General features: G+C 68.8%; 18 protein-coding genes. 12 read left to right on the top strand and 6 right to left on the bottom strand.

The genetic code is table 11. From position 1 onward, the window contains the following. Positions 1-51 precede the first annotated feature (51 nt). The 4 genes from FB561_RS20355 (at position 52) to FB561_RS20340 (ending at position 3,703) form a co-directional block, all read left to right on the top strand. Positions 52-939: an ABC transporter ATP-binding protein gene (locus tag FB561_RS20355; RefSeq protein WP_145808917.1), complete on the top strand. Its 888-nt coding sequence runs from the start codon at positions 52-54 to the stop codon at positions 937-939. Then, positions 939-1,763, top strand: coding sequence for an ABC transporter permease (locus FB561_RS20350; RefSeq protein ID WP_145808914.1), 825 nt, complete (start codon positions 939-941; stop codon positions 1,761-1,763). The genes FB561_RS20355 and FB561_RS20350 overlap by 1 nt, the downstream gene beginning before the upstream one ends. A 72-nt stretch (positions 1,764-1,835) precedes the next feature. After that, entirely contained in the window at positions 1,836-3,053 is a 1,218-nt protein-coding gene (locus FB561_RS20345; protein ID WP_238334929.1) for a sensor histidine kinase, read from the top strand. Continuing rightward, positions 3,050-3,703: a response regulator transcription factor gene (locus tag FB561_RS20340; RefSeq protein ID WP_145808910.1), complete on the top strand. Its 654-nt coding sequence runs from the start codon at positions 3,050-3,052 to the stop codon at positions 3,701-3,703. The genes FB561_RS20345 and FB561_RS20340 overlap by 4 nt, the downstream gene beginning before the upstream one ends. 18 nt (positions 3,704-3,721) lie before the next feature. On the opposite strand, the gene FB561_RS20335 is transcribed toward FB561_RS20340, so the two are convergent. After that, positions 3,722-4,438: an isoprenyl transferase gene (locus FB561_RS20335; RefSeq protein ID WP_238334928.1), complete on the bottom strand. Its 717-nt coding sequence runs from the start codon at positions 4,436-4,438 to the stop codon at positions 3,722-3,724. Between the two features lie 361 nt (positions 4,439-4,799). Here FB561_RS20335 and FB561_RS20330 point away from each other — a divergent pair, with 361 nt between their 5' ends. The 5 genes from FB561_RS20330 to FB561_RS20310 all read left to right on the top strand — a co-directional run bounded on the left by FB561_RS20330 (position 4,800) and on the right by FB561_RS20310 (position 8,354). Next, complete coding sequence (locus FB561_RS20330) at positions 4,800-5,414, top strand: hypothetical protein (protein ID WP_145808906.1); 615 nt, start codon at positions 4,800-4,802, stop codon at positions 5,412-5,414. Next, a complete protein-coding gene (locus FB561_RS20325; RefSeq protein WP_145808903.1) occupies positions 5,408-6,142 on the top strand; it encodes a hypothetical protein in 735 nt (244 codons plus the stop codon). Before FB561_RS20330 ends, FB561_RS20325 begins: the two co-directional genes overlap by 7 nt. Before the next feature lie 32 nt (positions 6,143-6,174). Beyond that, positions 6,175-7,322, top strand: a protein-coding gene (locus tag FB561_RS20320; protein WP_145806198.1) for an IS3 family transposase whose coding sequence is annotated in 2 segments (ribosomal slippage) — positions 6,175-6,454 and positions 6,454-7,322 — 1,149 coding nt in all. Because the reading frame shifts where the segments join, the coding sequence is not laid out codon by codon here. Between the two features lie 42 nt (positions 7,323-7,364). Then, positions 7,365-7,676, top strand: a complete 312-nt coding sequence (locus tag FB561_RS20315; protein ID WP_145808902.1) for a hypothetical protein — start codon at positions 7,365-7,367, stop codon at positions 7,674-7,676. Between the two features lie 69 nt (positions 7,677-7,745). After that, complete coding sequence (locus tag FB561_RS20310; protein ID WP_145808900.1) at positions 7,746-8,354, top strand: hypothetical protein; 609 nt, start codon at positions 7,746-7,748, stop codon at positions 8,352-8,354. A 2-nt stretch (positions 8,355-8,356) separates the two neighbouring features. On the opposite strand, the gene recO is transcribed toward FB561_RS20310, so the two are convergent. Genes recO through FB561_RS20290 form a run of 4 tightly spaced genes read right to left on the bottom strand, consistent with a single transcriptional unit; the run spans position 8,357 to position 11,655 of the window. Continuing rightward, a complete protein-coding gene (gene recO / locus FB561_RS20305; RefSeq protein ID WP_145808898.1) occupies positions 8,357-9,118 on the bottom strand; it encodes a DNA repair protein RecO in 762 nt (253 codons plus the stop codon). Between the two features lie 12 nt (positions 9,119-9,130). After that, positions 9,131-9,988 (bottom strand): SDR family oxidoreductase, encoded by an 858-nt coding sequence (locus FB561_RS20300; protein WP_145808896.1) that lies wholly within the window; start codon positions 9,986-9,988, stop codon positions 9,131-9,133. Continuing rightward, on the bottom strand, positions 9,985-10,974 hold the full coding sequence (locus FB561_RS20295) for an aldo/keto reductase (RefSeq protein ID WP_145808894.1): 990 nt from the start codon (positions 10,972-10,974) through the stop codon (positions 9,985-9,987). The genes FB561_RS20300 and FB561_RS20295 overlap by 4 nt, the downstream gene beginning before the upstream one ends. A gap of 48 nt (positions 10,975-11,022) precedes the next feature. Continuing rightward, positions 11,023-11,655, bottom strand: coding sequence for an alpha/beta hydrolase family protein (locus tag FB561_RS20290; protein WP_145808892.1), 633 nt, complete (start codon positions 11,653-11,655; stop codon positions 11,023-11,025). Between the two features lie 203 nt (positions 11,656-11,858). Here FB561_RS20290 and FB561_RS20285 point away from each other — a divergent pair, with 203 nt between their 5' ends. Further along, positions 11,859-14,978 (top strand): FtsX-like permease family protein, encoded by a 3,120-nt coding sequence (locus tag FB561_RS20285; protein ID WP_145808890.1) that lies wholly within the window; start codon positions 11,859-11,861, stop codon positions 14,976-14,978. Positions 14,979-14,989: 11 nt separating this feature from the next. Here FB561_RS20285 and FB561_RS20280 read toward each other — a convergent pair whose 3' ends face one another. Further along, a complete protein-coding gene (locus tag FB561_RS20280) occupies positions 14,990-16,243 on the bottom strand; it encodes an IS110 family RNA-guided transposase (protein WP_145801888.1) in 1,254 nt (417 codons plus the stop codon). A gap of 266 nt (positions 16,244-16,509) precedes the next feature. Between FB561_RS20280 and FB561_RS20275 the strand changes: the two genes are divergently transcribed. Further along, positions 16,510-17,349, top strand: a complete 840-nt coding sequence (locus tag FB561_RS20275) for an ABC transporter ATP-binding protein (RefSeq protein WP_145808888.1) — start codon at positions 16,510-16,512, stop codon at positions 17,347-17,349. After that, the gene (locus tag FB561_RS20270) at positions 17,346-18,002 is read left to right on the top strand and encodes an ATP-binding cassette domain-containing protein (RefSeq protein ID WP_145808886.1); all 657 of its coding nucleotides are present in this window, start codon (positions 17,346-17,348) and stop codon (positions 18,000-18,002) included. The genes FB561_RS20275 and FB561_RS20270 overlap by 4 nt, the downstream gene beginning before the upstream one ends. The last annotated feature ends 61 nt before the right edge of the window (positions 18,003-18,063 follow it).

Below are 18,063 nucleotides of genomic sequence, written 5' to 3'. Positions count from 1 at the left end.
TCACCCGTCCGGCGCTCCCGGCGACCGGCCGGCCCGGGCGAGAGTTGAGCCATGAACGAGAACGACTACGCCGTACGGGTCCGCGGACTCGTCAAGCGCTACCCCGACAAGGTCGCCGTCGACGGGGTCGACCTGGACATCCACCGCGGTGAGGTGTTCGCCCTGCTCGGGCCGAACGGCGCCGGCAAGACCACGGCCACGGAGGTACTGGAGGGGTACCGCCGGGCCGACGAAGGCGAGATCAGCGTGCTCGGCGTCGACCCGGCGCACGGGGACCGGCGGTGGCGGTCCCGGCTCGGGATCGTCGCGCAGTCGTCCCGGGACGAGGCGGAGCTGTCCGTCGCCGAACTCGTCCACCACTTCGCCGGGTACTACCCGAACCCGCGCGATCCCGACGAGGTGATCGCCTCGGTCGGGCTGCAGGACAAGCGCAAGACCCGGACCCGCAAGCTCTCCGGCGGGCAACGGCGCCGCCTCGACGTCGCGCTCGGCGTGATCGGGAACCCGGAGCTGCTGTTCCTGGACGAGCCGACCACCGGGTTCGACCCGGAGGCACGGCGGCAGTTCTGGACCCTGATCGAGAACCTTCGGACCGCGGGGACCACGATCCTGCTGACCACCCACTACCTGGACGAGGCCGAGCACCTGGCCGACCGGGTCGGAGTGATCGCCGACGGCCGGATGGTCGAGGTCGGAACCCCGGAGACCCTCGGCGGCCGCGGCGCCCGCACCGCGCGGGTGTCCTGGCTGGACGCCGACGGAGCGCACGAGGTACGGACCGACGAGCCGACCGCCGAGGTGGCGCGGCTGATGCAGCGGTTCGGCGGCGAGGTCCCGGAGTTGCAGGTCCGGCGGCCGAGCCTGGAAGACGTCTATCTGGAGTTGATCGGGTCCGTCGGTACCGCCGCCGAGCCCGCCGTCGAGGTCGGAGCCGCCTGATGAACACCGTCGTCGCCACCGCGCTGCCGTCCACACTGCGGATCGGCCTGTCCCGGACCTCGCTCGAGGTCAAGCAGTTCTTCAGGGAGCGGGACCAGCTGGTCTTCACCTTCTTCTTCCCGATCATCTTCCTGGGCATCTTCTCCGCGGTCTTCGGCGGCACGACCGACTTCGCCGACGGCGTCGACGCGGCGACCTACTTCACCCCGGGGATGCTCGCCTCCGGGATCTTCCTGACCAGCTTCCAGTCGCTCGCGGTCACCATCGCGATGGAGCGGGACGAGGATCTGCTCAAGCGGCTGCGCGGGACACCGATGTCGCCGCAGGCCTACTTCATCGGCAAGATCGGGCTGGTCCTGGTCACGTCGGTGCTGCAGTTCACGCTGCTGCTCGCGGTGGCCGGGCTGGCGCTCGGGGTCGACCTGCCGACCGAGCCGGCGAAGTGGCTGAACTTCCTCTGGATCTTCGTTCTCGGCACGGCGTCCGGGTCGGTCCTCGGGATCGCGTTCTCGGTCGTACCACGCTCCGGCAAGGCGGCGTCCGCGGTGATCACCCCGGTGGTGCTGCTGCTGCAGTTCATCTCCGGCGTCTACTTCGTCTACAGCAGCCTGCCCGCGTGGATGCAGACCGTGGCCGAGATCTTCCCGCTGAAGTGGCTGGCGCAGGGCATGCGGTCGGTGTTCCTGCCGGACGGGTTCGAGGCGAACGAGCCGGGCGGCTCGTGGCAGCTCGGGACCGGCGCGATCGTGCTGTCGCTGTGGCTCGTCGTCGGTCTGGTCGTCGCTCAGCGGGTCTTCCGCTGGACCCGGCGCGACGCCGGCTGACGCGTGACGGGCGTGGCGGGCGTGGCTGGGCGGGTGCGGTTCGGCCCGAGGCTTTGGGTCAGAATGGCGACCATGGAGACGGAGGGAGTCGTGAGTCAGGCGGTGTGGACCCGGACGTTGGTCGTCTGGCACGCGGTCTTCTACACGATGCTCGCCATCACCGCGCTGGTCTCGCTCCTCTCAGACGACCTGACTGGCGGACCGCGGCTGGTGTTCCTCGGCGTCCTGGCGCTGCTCGGCTTGGCGTACCAGTTCATCGGCCGCCCCGCGATCGGGAACCACGCCCCCGTGCGGGCCCACCTGTACCGGGTCCTGCTGATCGCCGCGATGGCGGTCCTGGTGATGCTGTACCCGCAGAGCATCTTCCTGTTATTCCTCGCGTCACCGCAGATCTGGCTGCTCAACGAGCGCATCCTGGACGGCGTCCTGTACAGCATCGCGCTGCTGGTCGCGGTCGGTACCGCTCAGCTGTACGCGGCCGGCTGGACGTACGAGGCGTTCCGGGACATCCTCCCGTGGATGCTCATCAGCCTGGTGGTGAGCATGCTGCTCGGGATCTGGATCGAGAAGGTGATCGAGCAGAGTGAGCAACGCGCCGAGCTGATCCGCCAGCTGCACGCGGCCCGGGACGAGCTGGCCGAGGCGCACCACTCCGCCGGCGTGATGGCCGAGCGGGAGCGGATGGCCCGCGAGATCCACGACACTCTCGCCCAGGGCATGACCAGCATCGTGATGCTCTCCCAGACCGCCTCGGTCGAACTCGGCCGCGGTGGCGTCGACGGGGTCGCGGCCCGGCTCGCCGCGATCGAGGACACCGCCCGGGAGAACCTCGCCGAAGCCCGCGCCCTGGTCGCGGCGTTCACGCCGGTCGCATTGCACGAGGCCACCCTGGCCGAGGTGCTGCGCCGCCAGGGCGAACGGTTCGCGGGCGAGACCGGGATCGACGTCCAGGTCACCCTCGACCTCCCCGACGACGAGGTCGCCGCATTGCCGCAGGGACAACAGGTGGTCCTGCTCCGCGCGGCCCAGGAGGCGCTGGCCAACATCCGCAAACACGCCGGCGCGACGTCGGTACGCATCACGCTCGGCCGGTCCGCGGAAGGGCTCGGCATCGAGATCCGCGACGACGGTACCGGCTTCGAACCAGCCGCCCCGGCGACCGGCTTCGGCCTCACCGCGATGCGTGGCCGGGTGGAGGAGTCCGGCGGCTCCGTCCAGGTCGACAGCGCACCCGGCCGCGGTACGCGCATCCAGGTCCTCATCCCCTCGACAACACAGGAGAAGTCGTGACGGAAACCGTCCGGGTCCTGGTGGTGGACGACCACCCGGTCGTGCGCTCGGGCCTCATCGGCATGCTCGCCGTCACCGAGGACATCGAGGTGGTAGCCGAAGCCGGCGACGGCGAGGAAGCCCTCGCCCAAGTAGCGGCCACCAACCCCGACGTGGTCCTCATGGACCTCCGAATGCCCCGGCGCGACGGCGTCTCGGCCACGGGAGCGATCGTCTCGACATACCCGTCGACGAAGGTGTTGGTCCTGACCACGTACGACACCGACACCGACATCCTGCACGCGGTCGAGGCTGGAGCTGCGGGGTACTTGCTGAAGGACACACCGCATGCGGAGCTCCTGGAGGGCATCCGCGCGGCCTCTCGCGGCGAGACGGTGTTGGCTCCGCCGGTTGCGGCTCGGCTGATGAATCGCCTACGTACGCCCGCGCCGCCGGCCGCCGCTCAGCCGTCACCGCGTGAGCTGGAGGTGTTGGCAGCGGTGGCGCGGGGGCTGAGCAACGCGGAGATCGGCCGCGAGTTGTTCATCGGGGAGGCAACAGTAAAGACCCACCTCCAACGCCTCTTCACCAAACTGGAAGTAGACGACCGAACAAGAGCCGTCACAGTAGCCATCGAAAGAGGCCTCCTCCCCTCCCCCGGCGCCCGCTGAGCCTGCCCACCTGGATACCTAGCTGCCAGCGACCTCGTTAGGAACAGCCCCGCCGTACCGCCGATCCCTCTGCGCGTAAAGCTCGATCGCCCGCCACAGATCGCGCCGGTCGAAGTCCGGCCACAGCGTGTCCAGGAAGACCATCTCCGCGTACGCCAGCTGCCAGACGAGGAAGTTCGACGTCCGCTGCTCCCCCGACGACCGGACGAACAGGTCCACCTCCGGCACGTCCGGCGCGTACAAGTGCCGAGCGACCGTGGTCTCGTTGATCCGGTCCGGCTTGATCTTGCCCTCGGCAACATCCCGCGCGATCGACCGCATCGCGTCGGCGATCTCGGCCCGACCGCCGTAGTTCACGCAGAACTGCAGGGTGATCGTGCTGTTGTTCTTGGTCCGCTCCTGCGCGTACTCCAGCTCGTCGATCACCGACTTCCACAACCGCGGCCGCCGCCCCGACCAGACGACGCGGACCCCCATCGCGTCCAGCTCGTCCCGGCGCCGATGGATCACGTCCCGGTTGAACCCCATCAGGAAGCGCACCTCCTCCGGCGACCGCGCCCAGTTCTCCGTCGAGAACGCGTACGCCGAGATGTACTTCACCCCGATCTCGATCCCACCCTTGATGACGTCGAGCAGCGACGCCTCCCCCATCTTGTGCCCCTCGGTCCGGGGCAACCCCCGAGCCTTCGCCCACCGGCCGTTCCCGTCCATCACGATCGCCACATGCCGAGGCACCAATTCCGCCGGGATCGACGGCGGCCGAGCTCCCGAAGGATGCGGGTCAGGAGCAACAACCTCCCCCACCCGAGCACCGACATCCCCACGACCCCGACGACGACCCAAAGGCGACATAACCCCGAGTCTGCCAAACCCCGAGCCCCACCCGGACGCCCGCCCCAACCCCGAGATCGCGCCCCGCACCCCGCCCACCCAAGGAGCGCGAAACCACGTACACCACTCAACGTAACCCCGTCAGCACCCCCACACTGCAACTTCCTGCAGCCTGTGGATAACCCCAGCCCCAGCACACCCTCCGTATGGCAACCTATTACCGTCCGCAGTCCCCGACTACCGTCCGCAGCCCGAACGGAGCCAGATGAGCCGCCGCCCGCAAGCCGTAGCAGCCCTCGCAGTGTGCGCCACCCTCACACTCACAGCCTGCAACGACTCCCCGGAAGCCGGCCGCCCCGACCCAGCCCCGTCCACATCCACCACCACCACCACCACCACAACCCCGTCGCCAACCCCAACCACCACCTGGACCCCCGAAGAACAACAGGCGATAGACGCCGCCACCGCGCGGTACAAGACAGCTCGCGCTGCGATCGACAAGGCACTCGCCAATCCCACACAGTCCAGCCGCGAGCCGCTTGAAGCCGCCGGCCTCGGCGGGGAGTGGCTCATTGCTGCCATTGGCGATGTGCGCTCCCTACGCAACGACGGGTGGTATCGCTCGGGCTCAGTCAAGATCGCATCGCTGGCGGTGGAGTCTGTCGCTCTGGATTCTGAGCAACCGACCGTTCAGTTGAAGTCGTGTGTTGACAGCGCCGGCACTTCCCTGCATTTCCAGAAGGACGGCAAGCCAGTGCACGTCGGCTCGAAGTCGGGGCGCCGCGTCGCCTTCCGCGCCAAGCTGGTCTACGCATCGCCGACCGGCAAGCCGACGAAGATGTGGTTCGTGGTCGAAGAGAAAGGTCTCGGCAAATGTTGAGACCGATCCTCGCGAGCGGCGTGCTTGCTTTCGGGATCCTCTTCCTGTCATCGACACATGCGAATGCAGATCCGGACCCCAAGATCGACATCCCACCAAAGCCTGGGCCGGAGTACGTGCTCCGGTGCTCGACGACCGAATTCACCTGCAATTGGTTCCTGATCAAGGACACTAACCGAGCCGGCGACGGAGAGGATCAATCCAAGCCCGGCGCCAAGAAGGTCAAGCAGGTCTGCAATTTCGGCGGTACACCGCAGGCGTGCACCAACAGCGAGCTAGGCAATTGGTCGAACAGCCAGCAGTGTTACCTCCAGCGTGAGACGCCTCAGCCTCCGTACTCCGATCCGCGCTGGCAAGGTCACACCGAGGGGTCGATCTGGGCGTGCCTTCGGGAGCAGGGGTACGACGAGGGCCGTCATATCGTGACCAGATGGGTCTGGTTGCCAGGGGAACCTGACACGGTCGTCATCGACCCTGAGACGCTTGCGTACCGAGCGATTGCCTCCATGCAACTGGGGAAGCCCCAGATTCGTACCGCTCCCGGCGCCGGTCAGATTGGGTTGGTGAACATGCCGGTCTGGCTGTGGGTGGACAAATCCGAGAACACCTGGGGTCCCATCGTGCGGCAGGCAAGTGTCCCTGGTTTGACGGTGACAGCTACCGCGCAGGTCAAAGCACTGAACTGGTCCATGGGACTGCCCCGGGTTCGGTTGACTCCTGATCTGTGAGGACTTGGGTCCTTGCTGGAAGGATGTCTGTCGTGCCGAAAGCGTTTCCGTTGGAGTTCCGTCGTGATGTGGTCGCGGTTGCCCGCAAGGGTGAGGCGCCGATCGCGCAGGTCGCGAAGGACTTCGGGATTTCCGTGTCGTGTCTGCAGCGCTGGCTGAAGCTGGCCGATATCGAGGACGGTCACCAGTCGGGCGCCACTCGGGAGGAGTCGGCTGAGCTGCGCGAGGTGAAGAAGCGCAACCGGCAGTTGGAGCAGGAGAACGAGATCTTGCGGCGCGCCGCGGCCTACTTCGCCCGCGACGTCAACCCAAAATGATGTACCCGCTGGTCCTTGACCTCGCCGCCGACGCGATCCCTGTCGCGGTGACCTGCCGGGTACTCGGCTTCACCACCCAAGCCTTCTACAAGTGGCGCAAGAATCCTGTCACGCAAAGAGATTTCGACGATGCGCACCTGATCAACGTCGCCATCGACATTCACGCCGATGACCCGACGTTCGGGTACCGGTTGATCGCCGACGAGCTCGCCGACGCCGGAGTCGCCGCGGGTGAGAACCGGGTCGCCAGGTTGTGCTCGCAGGAGCGGATCTGGTCGATCCACGCCAAGAAACGCGGCCTGACCCGCAAGGCCGGCCCACCGGTGCACGACGACCTGGTGAAACGCGGGGTCAGCGCGGCCGGACCGAACCTGATCTGGCTGACCGACATCACCGAACACGCCACAGCTGAGGGCAAGCTCTACCTCTGCGCGATCAAGGACGTCTACTCCAACCGGATCGTCGGTTACTCGATCGGGTCACGAATGAAGGCGTCCCTGGCGGTGTCAGCGCTGCGGAACGCGATCGCCTTGCGGGCACCAACTGCCAATCTGATCGTGCACTCGGATCGCGGCAGCCAGTTCCGGTCCACGAAATTCGTCCGGGTCTTGAAGGCCTACCAGCTGCGCGGATCAATGGGCCGCGTCGGAGCTTGCGGCGACAACGCCGCGATGGAGTCATTCTTCGCCCTGCTGCAGAAGAATGTTCTGGACCGACGACGCTGGACCACCAGACACGAACTGCGTCTGGCGATCGTGTCCTGGATCGAGACCACCTACCACCGCCGACGCCGCCAACGCGGCCTCGGCAAACTCACACCCATCGAGTTTGAGACACTTCAACCGGTCGTACTCGCGGCCTGAACCACCACACCCCACGAGTCAACTGAACTCGGGGCAGTCCCCATGGGTGACGGCAAGACTGTGCGCTGTGAGACCGCCGGCACACCGTACGACAAGGCGATGGGCATCAAGGACTCACCTGACTGCGGACACCGGTACGCCAAGACTTCGCGAGAGCAGGCTGACTGCAAATACACCGTCAACGCGGCGGCGCAGTGGGACATCACCTGGCAGAGCACGCTTGGCGACAGCGGACAGATCTCGATGACTCAGCAGGCAGCAACAGGCCTGCAGATCGGAGAGGCTGTGCCTGTGTTGGTTGATTCAGATGGTGGAGGAACACAAATTCCTTCCACGCAGCAGCCCTGTGGATAAAACATCACCACGCCCGTTGAGTGGAGCACTGTCTGCCCTCCAACCCTCGATTGAGACGGGGACGTCCGAATGATCCGCCGACCGGTCTCCTTCGCAACGGCAGCGGCTTGCGCAGTTGTCCTCGCCTTGGCCGCCTGCCAAGGATCACCCGAAGCCGGACACTCTGGGACGACGTCGCTCCCTTCTACCGCAGTCTCCTCGTCAACCTCCCCAGAACCTCCACGGTGGAGTGCCGAGGAGTCGCAGGCGATCGAGGCGGCCAAGGCACGCTACGCCGCTGCCCGCGCGGCCATCGACGCCGCGATGAAAGCCCCGGCCAAGTCCACTCGCGCCGCGCTCGCGAAGGCTGGTAACGGTGGCAACTGGCTCATCGAGGTCGACCATTCCGTGAACCAGTACAAGAAGTACGGCTGGTACCGAGCGGGCGAAGTCGCCGACGTCTCAACTGTTGCGAAGTCCGTCGAGCTCCGCGCCGCGCAGCCGAAGGTCGTCTTTGACGTCTGCATCGACAGCGCCAAGACACAGATCCGATTTCAGAAGGACGACAAGCCGGTGCCGATAGGTTCGCGCAGCAATCCGCGCCAGCGGGCACAAGCTACGTTGATTTTCGCGCCGCCCCTGCATCAGACCACCGCGATGTGGTTCCTCATAGATGAGAAGTCAACCGGCGAGTGTTGAGGTCAGGCGAGGTCGATTGTTGTTTGTTGGGTGGTGCTCAGGTCGAGGTGGGGTAGGGAGCGGAGTTGGCGGTCGAGGTGCCAGGCGACGAAGGCCGCTACCAGGGTGTCGGCTTCTCTTTTGGTTCTTGAGTCGGCCTTTTCCGCTACTGGCCAGTCGCCGCTGAGGAGGGCGGCGAGGAGGGTGACTGTGGCTGGGGCGGGCATGGCTGAGGCTGGGGGGCGGCAGGTGGTGCAGACCATGCCGCCGGCTTGGGGGTTGAAGGCTCGGTGGGGGCCTTCTTCGCCGCATTTGGCGCAGTCGGCGAACGAGGGGGCGTAGCCGGAGATGGCCAGGCTGCGGAGGAGGAAGGAGTCGAGGACCAGGCGTGGTTCGCGTTCGCCCGTTGAGAGGACGCGGAGGGCACCGGCGAGGAGGAGGTGTTGCTGGGTGGCTGGTTCCTTCTCCTCGACGACGAGGCGGTCCGCGGTTTCGAGCAGGACGGTACCGGTGGTGTAGCGGGCGTAGTCGTTGACGATGCGTTCGCCGTACGCCGCGATCGACTCGGCCTGGGTGATCACGTCGAGGGTGCGTCCCGTGGCGAGCTGGAGGTCGACGTAGCTGAACGGTTCCAGCCGGGCGCCGAAGCGGGACGAGGTACGGCGGACCCCCTTCGCCACGGCGCGGATCTTGCCGTGGGTCCGGGTCAGGAGCGTGGCGATCCGGTCGGCCTCGCCCAGCTTCTGGGTCCGGAGCACGATCGCCTCGTCACGGTAGAGCGGCACGCCCCCAGTCTCTCAAACCCGGGCCAGGTACTCGCGCAGGCCGATCGGTGGCCGCCCGGTGATCTCCTCGACCGCGCTGGACACCTCGCTCAGGTCCCCGCTGGCGATGGCCGCGTACGACGTGACCCAGCCGGCCACCTCCCAGGAAGGGGCACCGTACTGTTCGCGGGAGCGGTACGCCTCGTCCAGCGTCTGCGGCTCGTACCGGACCTTCTGGCCGCCCGCGTCCGAGATCCACGCGGCCGCCTCGGTCAGGGTGAACGCCTCCGGCCCGGTCAGGTCGTACGTCGCGCCGTTGTGCCGCGGGTCCACCAGTACCCGTGCCGCCACCGCCGCCACGTCGTCCCGGGCGACCGCGGCCACCCGGCCGTCTCCCGCGGGACCACGAATCACGCCGTCCTCGCCGACGAACCCGGGGACGAAGTCGAGGTACAGGTTGTCCCGCAGGAAGGTGAAGTCCGCGCCGCTCGCCCGCAGGTGCTGCTCGGTGTGCCAGTGGTCCCGGGCGAACGTGAAAGTCGCGTTCGCGGTCGCACCCACGAACGAGGTGTACACGATCCGGCGGACCCCGGCCGCCACCGCCGCGTCGACGGTTGCCTTGTGCAAGGAAACCCGGTCGGCGGTCTCGGTGGCGCTGAGCAACAACAGGGTCTCCACCCCGTGCAACGCGTTCACCAGCGCGGGGTGGTCCCCGTACGAGGCCTGCGCCACCTCCGCGCCGGGCAACTCGGGCGCGCGAGCGGGATCCCGGACGACGAGACGTTGCCGGATCCCGCTCTCGGCCAGCAGCCGGGCCACCCGTGATCCCAGTCGACCGGTCGACCCGGTCACCGCGATCGGCCCGGCCGCGGAGCCGTCGGCTGAGCTCATTTGCCGACCATGCTCATGCCGCCCGCGTTGTACCGATCACCTGCCACCGCGTCCGGCGGGAACGCGGCGTCCAGCGCTGCCAGTTCGGCCGCGGTCAGCTCGACGTCGACGGCGCCGAGGTTCTCGGCCAGGTACTTGCGCCGCTTGGTCCCCGGGATCGGGGCCACGTCATTGCCCTGGGCAAGGAGCCAGGCGAGCGCGAGCTGACCCGCGGTGACGCCCCGGGCGGCGGCGAGCTCGCGGACCTTTTCGACCAGGTCCAGGTTCTTCTGGAAGTTCTCACCGGTGAACCGGGGCATCTCGCGGCGCATGTCGTCCGGCTCGAAGTCCGCCGGAGACTTGATCTGGCCGGTCAGGAAGCCGCGGCCGAGCGGGCTGAACGGGACGAACCCGACCCCGAGCTCGCGCAGCGTCGGCAGGATCCCGGTCTCCGGGTCGCGGGTCCACAGCGACCACTCGCTCTGGACGGCCGAGATCGGGTGCACCGCGTGCGCGGCCCGCAGGGTGTCACCGGACACCTCGGACAGCCCGAGGTACCGGACCTTGCCGGCCTGGACCGCCTCGGCCATCGCGCCGACGGTCTCCTCGATCGGCACGTTCGGGTCGCGCCGGTGCAGGTACCACAGGTCGATGTGCTCGACGCCGAGCCGCCGCAGCGAGGCGTCGAGCGCGACCCGGGAGTACTCCGGGCTGCCGTCGACGACGTTCGGCATCGAGTCGCTGGGCTGGGCCCGCTTGAACCCGAACTTGGTGGCCAGCACCGCCTGGTCGCGCCGGCCGGCCAGGGCGCGGCCGACGAGCTCCTCGTTGGCGCCGTCGCCGTACACGTCGGCGGTGTCGATGAAGGTGCAGCCGGCATCGATCGCCGCGTGCACGGTCGCGATCGACTCGGCTTCGTCGTTCTGGACGCCGTAGGACTGTGACATCCCCATACAGCCGAGGCCGAGGCTGGAAACGGTCAGTTCACCTAGCTGGGATTCACGCATGGGTCCGAACCTACCCCGACCACCGGCCGGAGCACCTGGCGGCATCCGTCAGCTGGTACGACGCTGAGTGAGCGAGCCGTCCGGCTGCGCGCTGGGCAGTCCCCGGGCCGGAACCCGCAGGTACCGCGTGGCCCAAGCGGCCAGCATCGTGGCCGCGTAGGCGGCGTCGGCGGACTCGGTCAGCAGGTGGTCGGCGCCGTCGAGGGCCAGGAACGACTTCGGGTGCCGGGCCGCGACGAACAGGCTGCCGGCGTTCTGGATCCCGACCTGCTGGTCGGTCGGCGCGTGCATCACGAGCAACGCGGTCCGCGGCGGCGGGATCTCGCCGGCCGACGCGTTGATCGTCACTACCGCGCTGATCCCGGGGACCAGGTGGGACGCCGACAGTACCGCGACGCCACCGAGCGAGTGACCGATCAGCAGCTCCGGCGACTCGTAGTTGGCGCGCAGGTGGTACGCCGCCAGGACCACGTCCGCGACCGCACCGGCGGGCCCGATCTCGAAGGCGAGCACGGCGATGCCGGCCTGGTTCAGGGTCTCGGCGATGACCTCGACGGTCTCGGGTGCGCAGTGCGCCAGTACGGCGTAGGCGCGGACCTCGCCGGCCGGCAGGGTCATCAGTGCGTCGAGTGATCCACCCTGCGGCCTGTCCAGCTCCAGCGTGACCTTTGGATCCGTCATCGGACCAGCATCTCCAACCGGGCGAACCGGTGTCCGCATCGACCCACGGTGACCGGCGGTTGTCACTGGGTAGTTATGGACGGCGCGGAACCAGCCGACCAGGCAACGAAAGTGCATCGGTGCCCACCGACGTCCTGACGGTGACACCGGTCACTCCGTAAGTTCTCGGCAGGGTTTCACGGAGTCCTGGGGGGTACGGAAAGATGTTTCTGCGGCGCGCCTTGCGGTACCGATGGTCCCAGGCGGTGGTCCTGGCCGGGGTCAGCCTGCTGATCGGCACCTGCGCGGCGTTCGCGCCCTGGTTCTCCCGGGCGGTCGAGCAGACCGTGACCACCGAGATGCTGACCGACCGGCCACTGGTCGCCTCCTGGCAACTGGAGGCGCTGCCGCCGGCCTCGAGCCGGGCGAAGTCCGGGCCGACCGCGCCGGAGAAGCTCCAGGAACTCGTCCCGGCCGACCTGCGCCCGCTGTTCAGTCCGCCGGTGATCGGGGAGCACGTCGACATCACCTGGGTCACCGGCCCACAGATCACCGCACCGAGGATCCCCACCCGGTTGACTTGGCGCGACGGGTACTGCGAGCGGCTCAAGCTGGTGGAGGGCCGCTGTCCGCAGGCGCCGAACGAGGTGGTGGGGTCGACCGTCGACGTCACGAACCACAGCATCAAGGTCGGCCAGAAGTTCGACGTCGTTCCGGACCAGTACGTCGGCAAGGGCGTCCTGACCGTGGTCGGCCTGTACGTCCCCAGCGACGCGCTAGACCTCTACTGGAACGGCCGGCCGCCGACCGGGCACTCGTTCCCGGAGATCGGCAACCGGTTCGGCGCGCTCGACAACCTGATGACGGACCGGAGCACCTTCGAGCAGAACGCCTGGGGCAACCGCAGCACCTTCGACACCAGGCCGCTGCCCGAGCTGACCCGGGTGGACGACCTGGACCGGCTGAAGGCGGCGAGCCTCGCTGTCGCGGACACAGCAGCGGCTCCCGCCTACAACGCCGGCAACAACTCGGGACTGGTCGGGCTGATCGACTCGATCGACGCGGAACGCCGGCAGGCGGCGACGATCATCCCGCTCGTGATGGTCCAGGTCGCCCTGTTCGGTGTCGTCGTGCTGGCGCTCGCTCTCGCCGCGGTGGTCGATCAGCGCAGACCTGAGCTCGCCGTCGCCCGGCTGCGCGGACTGAGCGCACGCCGGACCGGCCGGGCGGTCATGCTCGAACTGGGCGTCGCGGTCACGGCCGGGATGCTGCTGGGCGCGGGCACCGGCTTCGGCCTGCTCCTGGTGGTGCGGGCGACCTGGCTGGACGGAGGCTCCCCGCTCGAACTGCCCTGGACGGTGCCCGCCGCCGTCGCCGTCGCCCTGGCCGTCGGCCTCGCTGTCACGGCGTCGACGGTACGGTCGGTCGCGCGCCAGCCCATCGCGACGCTCCTCCGCCGGATCGTCCCCCGGCGCCGCGCCAGAACCGTGGCGATCGCCGATGTCGCCATCGTCGTGCTGGCGACTGCCGGGCTCGTCGGAGCGCTCACCGGTGGTGGGCGGGGACCCCTGCCGGTACTGACTCCGACGTTGCTCGCGCTGGCCGTCGGTCTGACCTTCGCCCACCTGCTGCTGCCGGCCGCGGCCCTGATCAGCCGGCGAGCGTTGCGGGCCGGGCGGCTCGGCCTGGCCCTCGGCGCTCTCCAGGTATCCCGCCGGCCGGCCGTCACCCGGATCGTCGCCGTCGTCGCGGTGGCCACCGCGTTGGTGTCGTTCGCCGGGCAGGCCGCGTCGGTGGCCAACGACAACCGGCAGGCGAGGGCCGGGTACGAGGCGGGCGCGGCCGGCGTCCTCTCGGTCAACGCGACCTCGCTCGGCGACTTCACCAAGGCGCTCGACGGCCTGGACCAGGAGCGGCAGTGGCTCAGTCCCGTCCTCGTCGCGAGGACGACCGCGCCGGACTCGCTGCGGACGGTCATGATCGAGCCGGACAGCTTCCGCCGGATCGCGTTCCACGGCGGCGACCTCACCGACTCGGAGGGATTCGAGCAGCTCACGGCACCGCGGGAACCGGCCGCGATCGAGCTCCGGGGCGAGAGACTGCGGGTCAGCGCGAGCACCGGGCCGATGAAACCGGTCCTGCCGAAGACGCTCGACGGGACGCCACCGCCGAAGCAGGACCCGGCCCGATGGGTGATCATCCAGGCCACCATGGTCAGTCTCAGGGACGGCGGCCGGTACGTCGTCAGTTTCCCGAAGCTGCCGCTGGTTCCGGGCCGGACCGTCGACCTGACCGCCACGGCGCCGGGATGCGCGGGTGGCTGCCGCCTGATGCGGCTCGGCATCGCCCGGGATCTGGACGATCAGACCGGGATCGAAGGTGAGGTCGTGCTGAGCAAGTTCGGGACGGAGCGAACCCCGAACACACCGCTGGGCGCAGCGGGCGACTGGGACGAGATCCCGCAGCTCAGCAAGGACGTCGGCAGCGTCGTCGCCAAGGACGGGCCGACCGGGGGTCTGACCCTGCAGATCACCAGCATGGGTCTGGAAACCGTCCTGCAGCACAGGTCGGCTCCGGTCCGGATCCCCGCGCTGGTGACCAGTGGCTACCCGCTCCAGGAGGGTACGACGGTCCCGGCGCTGGACGGGTTGGCGCAACTGATCGGCCCGGTCGATCGGTTGCACGGTCCGATCAACCGGTTCCCCGAGCGCGCCGCCGTGGTCGATCTGGAGACGCTCCGGCGGATCGGCGGTACGGTTGCCCTGAGCAACGTTTCGTTCGAGGTCTGGCTCTCCGCGGAAGGGCTGGCCAAGGCCGACCAGGCGATCGCCGCACTCGGCCAGGCCGGGATGGAGGCCCGGCTGGTCGACCGCAGCGCCGAACGCGAGGCGGCGTACGGGCGGTCGGCCAGTGCGCTCGCGCTGCAGCTCACCCCCATCATCGGTGTGGCCGGCTGGTCGCTGGCTATCATCGTGCTGCTGCTGATGGTGGTCACCTCGTGGCGGTCGCGGGCGCAGGACTACGCGAGCCTGCGGATCACCGGCGTCCCGGCGTCGACGACCGGACGGGCGGCGCGCTGGGAACAGACCGGACCGGTGACGCTGGCCGTCCTGCTCGGATCGATCTGCGGCGTGGTCGGCGCGAAGGTCGCGCTGCCGCTGATCCCGCTGTTCGCCGAGACCGGTGAGCCGTCACCGATCCCGCTCGACCTCGGCACCAACTGGGCGGTCGCGGGCGTGCTCTGGCTGATCGGCACCGTGGTCCTGACGACCACGACCGTACTGCTCGGCTCCGGGGTGAACCGGCGGGCCGGCTACAGCCGGATCAAGGAGGAGCTGTCATGAGAAGCCCTGTGTCAACCCGCCTCCTGCTGGGTGGGGTTGAGGATGTGTTGCAGAGCGTTGTGTTTGGTGGGGTTGTAGGCGGTGTTGTTTTGCCAGCAGTGCCAGATGACGAACAGCCAGGCGCGGGCGAGGATGCGGACGGCGTGGGGGTGGTCGTGGCCTCGGGATCGGGCTCGGTCGTAGAGGTCGGCTGCCCAGGGGTTGGCTCGTCGGGAGTCGCCGGCGAAGTCGGTGACGGCGTCGCGGAGTTGTTTGTCGCAGGCCCAGCGGAAGCTGACCGTGCGGAGTTTGCCCGATTGCCGGGTCGAGGGTGCGGCTCCGGCCAGGCAGGCGAGGGCTTCGGGGGTGGGGAAGCGGGCGCGGCAGTCGCCGATCTCGGCCAGGAGCCGGGCGGCGCGGACGCGGCCGGAGCGGGGCAGGCTGGTGAAGATGTGCTGATCGGTGTGCGTGGTGAGCTGGTCGCTGATCTGGCCGGTGAGGGTTTTGATCTGGTCGACCAGCGTGGTGAGCAGTGCGACCAGGGCGTGGGTGATCTGGGCGTTCAAGGTGGCGTCGTGGCCGGTCGCACCGCGGGGTGCGGCGAGCAGGTAGGTGTGCAGCGCGGCAGGGTCTTTCTTGCCGGAGTAGCCGACCGATGCCAGCCAGGCGCCGAGGCGTTTCGGCGAGAGCCAGTCGGCGCGGTCTTGGGTGTCGAAGCGGGTCAGGAACTGCAGGCTGATCGGAGAATCGATCTCGGCGAACAACCCGACTGCCCCGGGGAAAGCGTTCCGCAGGTGGGCGCGGAGCTGGTTCGCGACCGCGACCCGGTGAGCGACGAGGTCTTTGCGGGTCCGGCAGGCGCGGCGCAGTACGACGGTTTCGGGGCTGTCCGGGGTGAGCGGTGCGAGCCGGGCCCGATCGGTGCGCAGGGTGTCGGCCAGGACGTAGGCGTCGAATCGGTCGTCTTTGTTGCCGGCCGATCCGTAGCGGCTCCTGAGGTTCTTGACCTGGTTCGGGCTGATCACGACCACTGTGACACCGGCTTGCAGAAGGGCATCGACGACCGGGCCGTCGGGTCGTTCGATCGCGACCTCGCCGACACCGTTGCGTCCCAGCACGGCGATCAGGTCGCGCAGGCCGGCGGCGGTGTGTTCGACGGTGCACCGGTCGACTTCTTGGCCGCGGGCGTTGACGACCGATACGGCGTGGTCGTCGCGGGCCCAGTCCAGGCCGGCTGTGACGGCGTTGAGAGGTTCTTCGGGCAGGGTGTTTCTGGCAGACTTCACGTCAGCCTCCTCGCTGCTAGACCCAGTGGGGAGGCACCCTTATGTGGTGCCGGGACGCTGCTGCCGGTTCGCTCACTGATCGGCGCTCGCAGCACACAGCCCTGGCGCTCAGCCCTGTCGACGGTCGGCACGCCCCGGGTAACCGCCAGGCCCTGCAGATCTCATGACGGACGTCCAAGACGTCAAGCGAGCAGGGCAGTGACCAGACGGCACCTCGGGTGCATCAGCAACCAATCCACAGTTACTGACCAAAGGATGGTGCACCAGTGAGCGGACTCGCGATCACCACCAGCGGGCTGGTGCACATCTACCGCAGCCAGGGCCACGACGTCGCGGCACTGTCCGGGATCGGGATCTCTGTCCGCCCAGGGGAACTCGTCGGCCTGCTCGGTCCGTCCGGCGCGGGCAAGTCGACCCTGCTCCAACTGTGCGGCGGGCTGCTCACGCCCAGCGCGGGCCGGCTGCACATCGGCGACCACAACGTCGCCACGATGACCGAGGCGGAGCTGGACCGGATGCGTTCGGCCGACGTCGGCATCGTCCTCCAGGGCGCCGGCCGGAACCTGATCCCGTACCTGACGCCGATCGACAACGTCCGGTACGCCCAGCGCGCCGCGCCGCGGGACCGGGACCTGCCGCCGCCCGAGGAGGTACTGGCGCTGGTCGGCCTCACCGGTCAGGCCGACGCACACCTCGATACCCTCACCCCCGGCCAGATCCAGCTCACCGCGGTCGCGGTCGGGATCGCCACCTTCCCCGGGCTGCTGCTGGCCGACGAGCCGACCAGCCAGCTCGACCACCAGGCCCGCGACGAGATCCTGGCGGCGATCGCGACCATCAACCGGACCACCGGGATGACGGTGCTGTTGATCACCCACGACCCCGACGTCGCCGCCGCGCTGCCCCGGACGATCACGATCCGGGACGGCCGGATCGCGTCGGAGGGCCGCTCCGGCGAGGAGTTCGCGGTGGTGGCGAGCGACGGGTCGCTGCCGTTGCCGCCACACGTCGCCGATCTGCTCCCACCCGGCATGCTGCTCCGGGTCACCACCACCGAGGACGGCGAGGTCCGGCTCAGCCCGGTCGAGCAGGAGGGCACCCGATGAGCGCGACCCAGGGCATCACCGCGACCGGCCTCACGGTCGCGTACGGCGAACTGGTGGCTGTCGCGGACGTGTCGCTCCGTGTTCCGCCGGGGTTCGTCCTCGCGGTCAGCGGGCCGTCGGGGGCCGGCAAGAGCTCGTTGCTGTGGGCCCTCGCCGGGGCGATCGCGCCGAGATCGGGCACCGTTGAGCTGGACGGCGTCCCGGTGGTGGACCGACCGGGGGCGGCCAAGCAGGGCGTGGTCCTGGTGCCTCAGGGCAACGGGCTGGCGCGGGTCCTGACCGCGCGGGAGAATCTCGAACTGCCATTGCTTGCCGAGGGCAAGAAAGATGTCGACCGGGTGATCGACGAGGCGCTGAAGGCGGTCGGGCTCGAGGAGAGCGGCGATCACCTGGTCGAGGAACTGTCCGGTGGCGAACAGCAGCGGGTCGCGGTGGCGCGCGGGCTGTCCCAGCAGGGTCGGGTGGTGCTGGCGGACGAGTCGACCAGCGAGCTCGACAGTACGAACCGCGAGCGCGTGCTCGAGTTGCTCCGGCGCGAGGCCGATCGCGGGGCCGCTGTCATCGTCGCCACCCATGACCCCACCGTCGCGGAGGCGGCCGACGGTCACGCCACCATGGACGAGGGCCACCTGAGCTGGCAACGCCACCTCTGACCGCTCACCACCGGGTCGGCACGAACAAGGGCCCCGCATCACCAGATCCACTCACCCCCCG

Origin of the sequence: Kribbella amoyensis (assembly GCF_007828865.1) — a bacterium.
Classification (GTDB): Bacteria; Actinomycetota; Actinomycetes; order Propionibacteriales; family Kribbellaceae; genus Kribbella; species Kribbella amoyensis.
Note: the sequence above shows the minus strand (reverse complement) of the source record. Positions and strands in the feature narration are given on the sequence as shown.

Coding starts and splice junctions, on each gene's coding strand:
- FB561_RS20355 (WP_145808917.1), top strand. CDS start 52: ATGAACGAGAACGACTACGCCGTACGGGTCCGCGGACTCGTCAAGCGC.
- FB561_RS20350 (WP_145808914.1), top strand. CDS start 939: ATGAACACCGTCGTCGCCACCGCGCTGCCGTCCACACTGCGGATCGGC.
- FB561_RS20345 (WP_238334929.1), top strand. CDS start 1,836: ATGGAGACGGAGGGAGTCGTGAGTCAGGCGGTGTGGACCCGGACGTTG.
- FB561_RS20330 (WP_145808906.1), top strand. CDS start 4,800: ATGAGCCGCCGCCCGCAAGCCGTAGCAGCCCTCGCAGTGTGCGCCACC.
- FB561_RS20325 (WP_145808903.1), top strand. CDS start 5,408: ATGTTGAGACCGATCCTCGCGAGCGGCGTGCTTGCTTTCGGGATCCTC.
- FB561_RS20315 (WP_145808902.1), top strand. CDS start 7,365: ATGGGTGACGGCAAGACTGTGCGCTGTGAGACCGCCGGCACACCGTAC.
- FB561_RS20310 (WP_145808900.1), top strand. CDS start 7,746: ATGATCCGCCGACCGGTCTCCTTCGCAACGGCAGCGGCTTGCGCAGTT.
- FB561_RS20300 (WP_145808896.1), bottom strand. CDS start 9,988: ATGAGCTCAGCCGACGGCTCCGCGGCCGGGCCGATCGCGGTGACCGGG.
- FB561_RS20295 (WP_145808894.1), bottom strand. CDS start 10,974: ATGCGTGAATCCCAGCTAGGTGAACTGACCGTTTCCAGCCTCGGCCTC.
- FB561_RS20290 (WP_145808892.1), bottom strand. CDS start 11,655: ATGACGGATCCAAAGGTCACGCTGGAGCTGGACAGGCCGCAGGGTGGA.
- FB561_RS20285 (WP_145808890.1), top strand. CDS start 11,859: ATGTTTCTGCGGCGCGCCTTGCGGTACCGATGGTCCCAGGCGGTGGTC.
- FB561_RS20270 (WP_145808886.1), top strand. CDS start 17,346: ATGAGCGCGACCCAGGGCATCACCGCGACCGGCCTCACGGTCGCGTAC.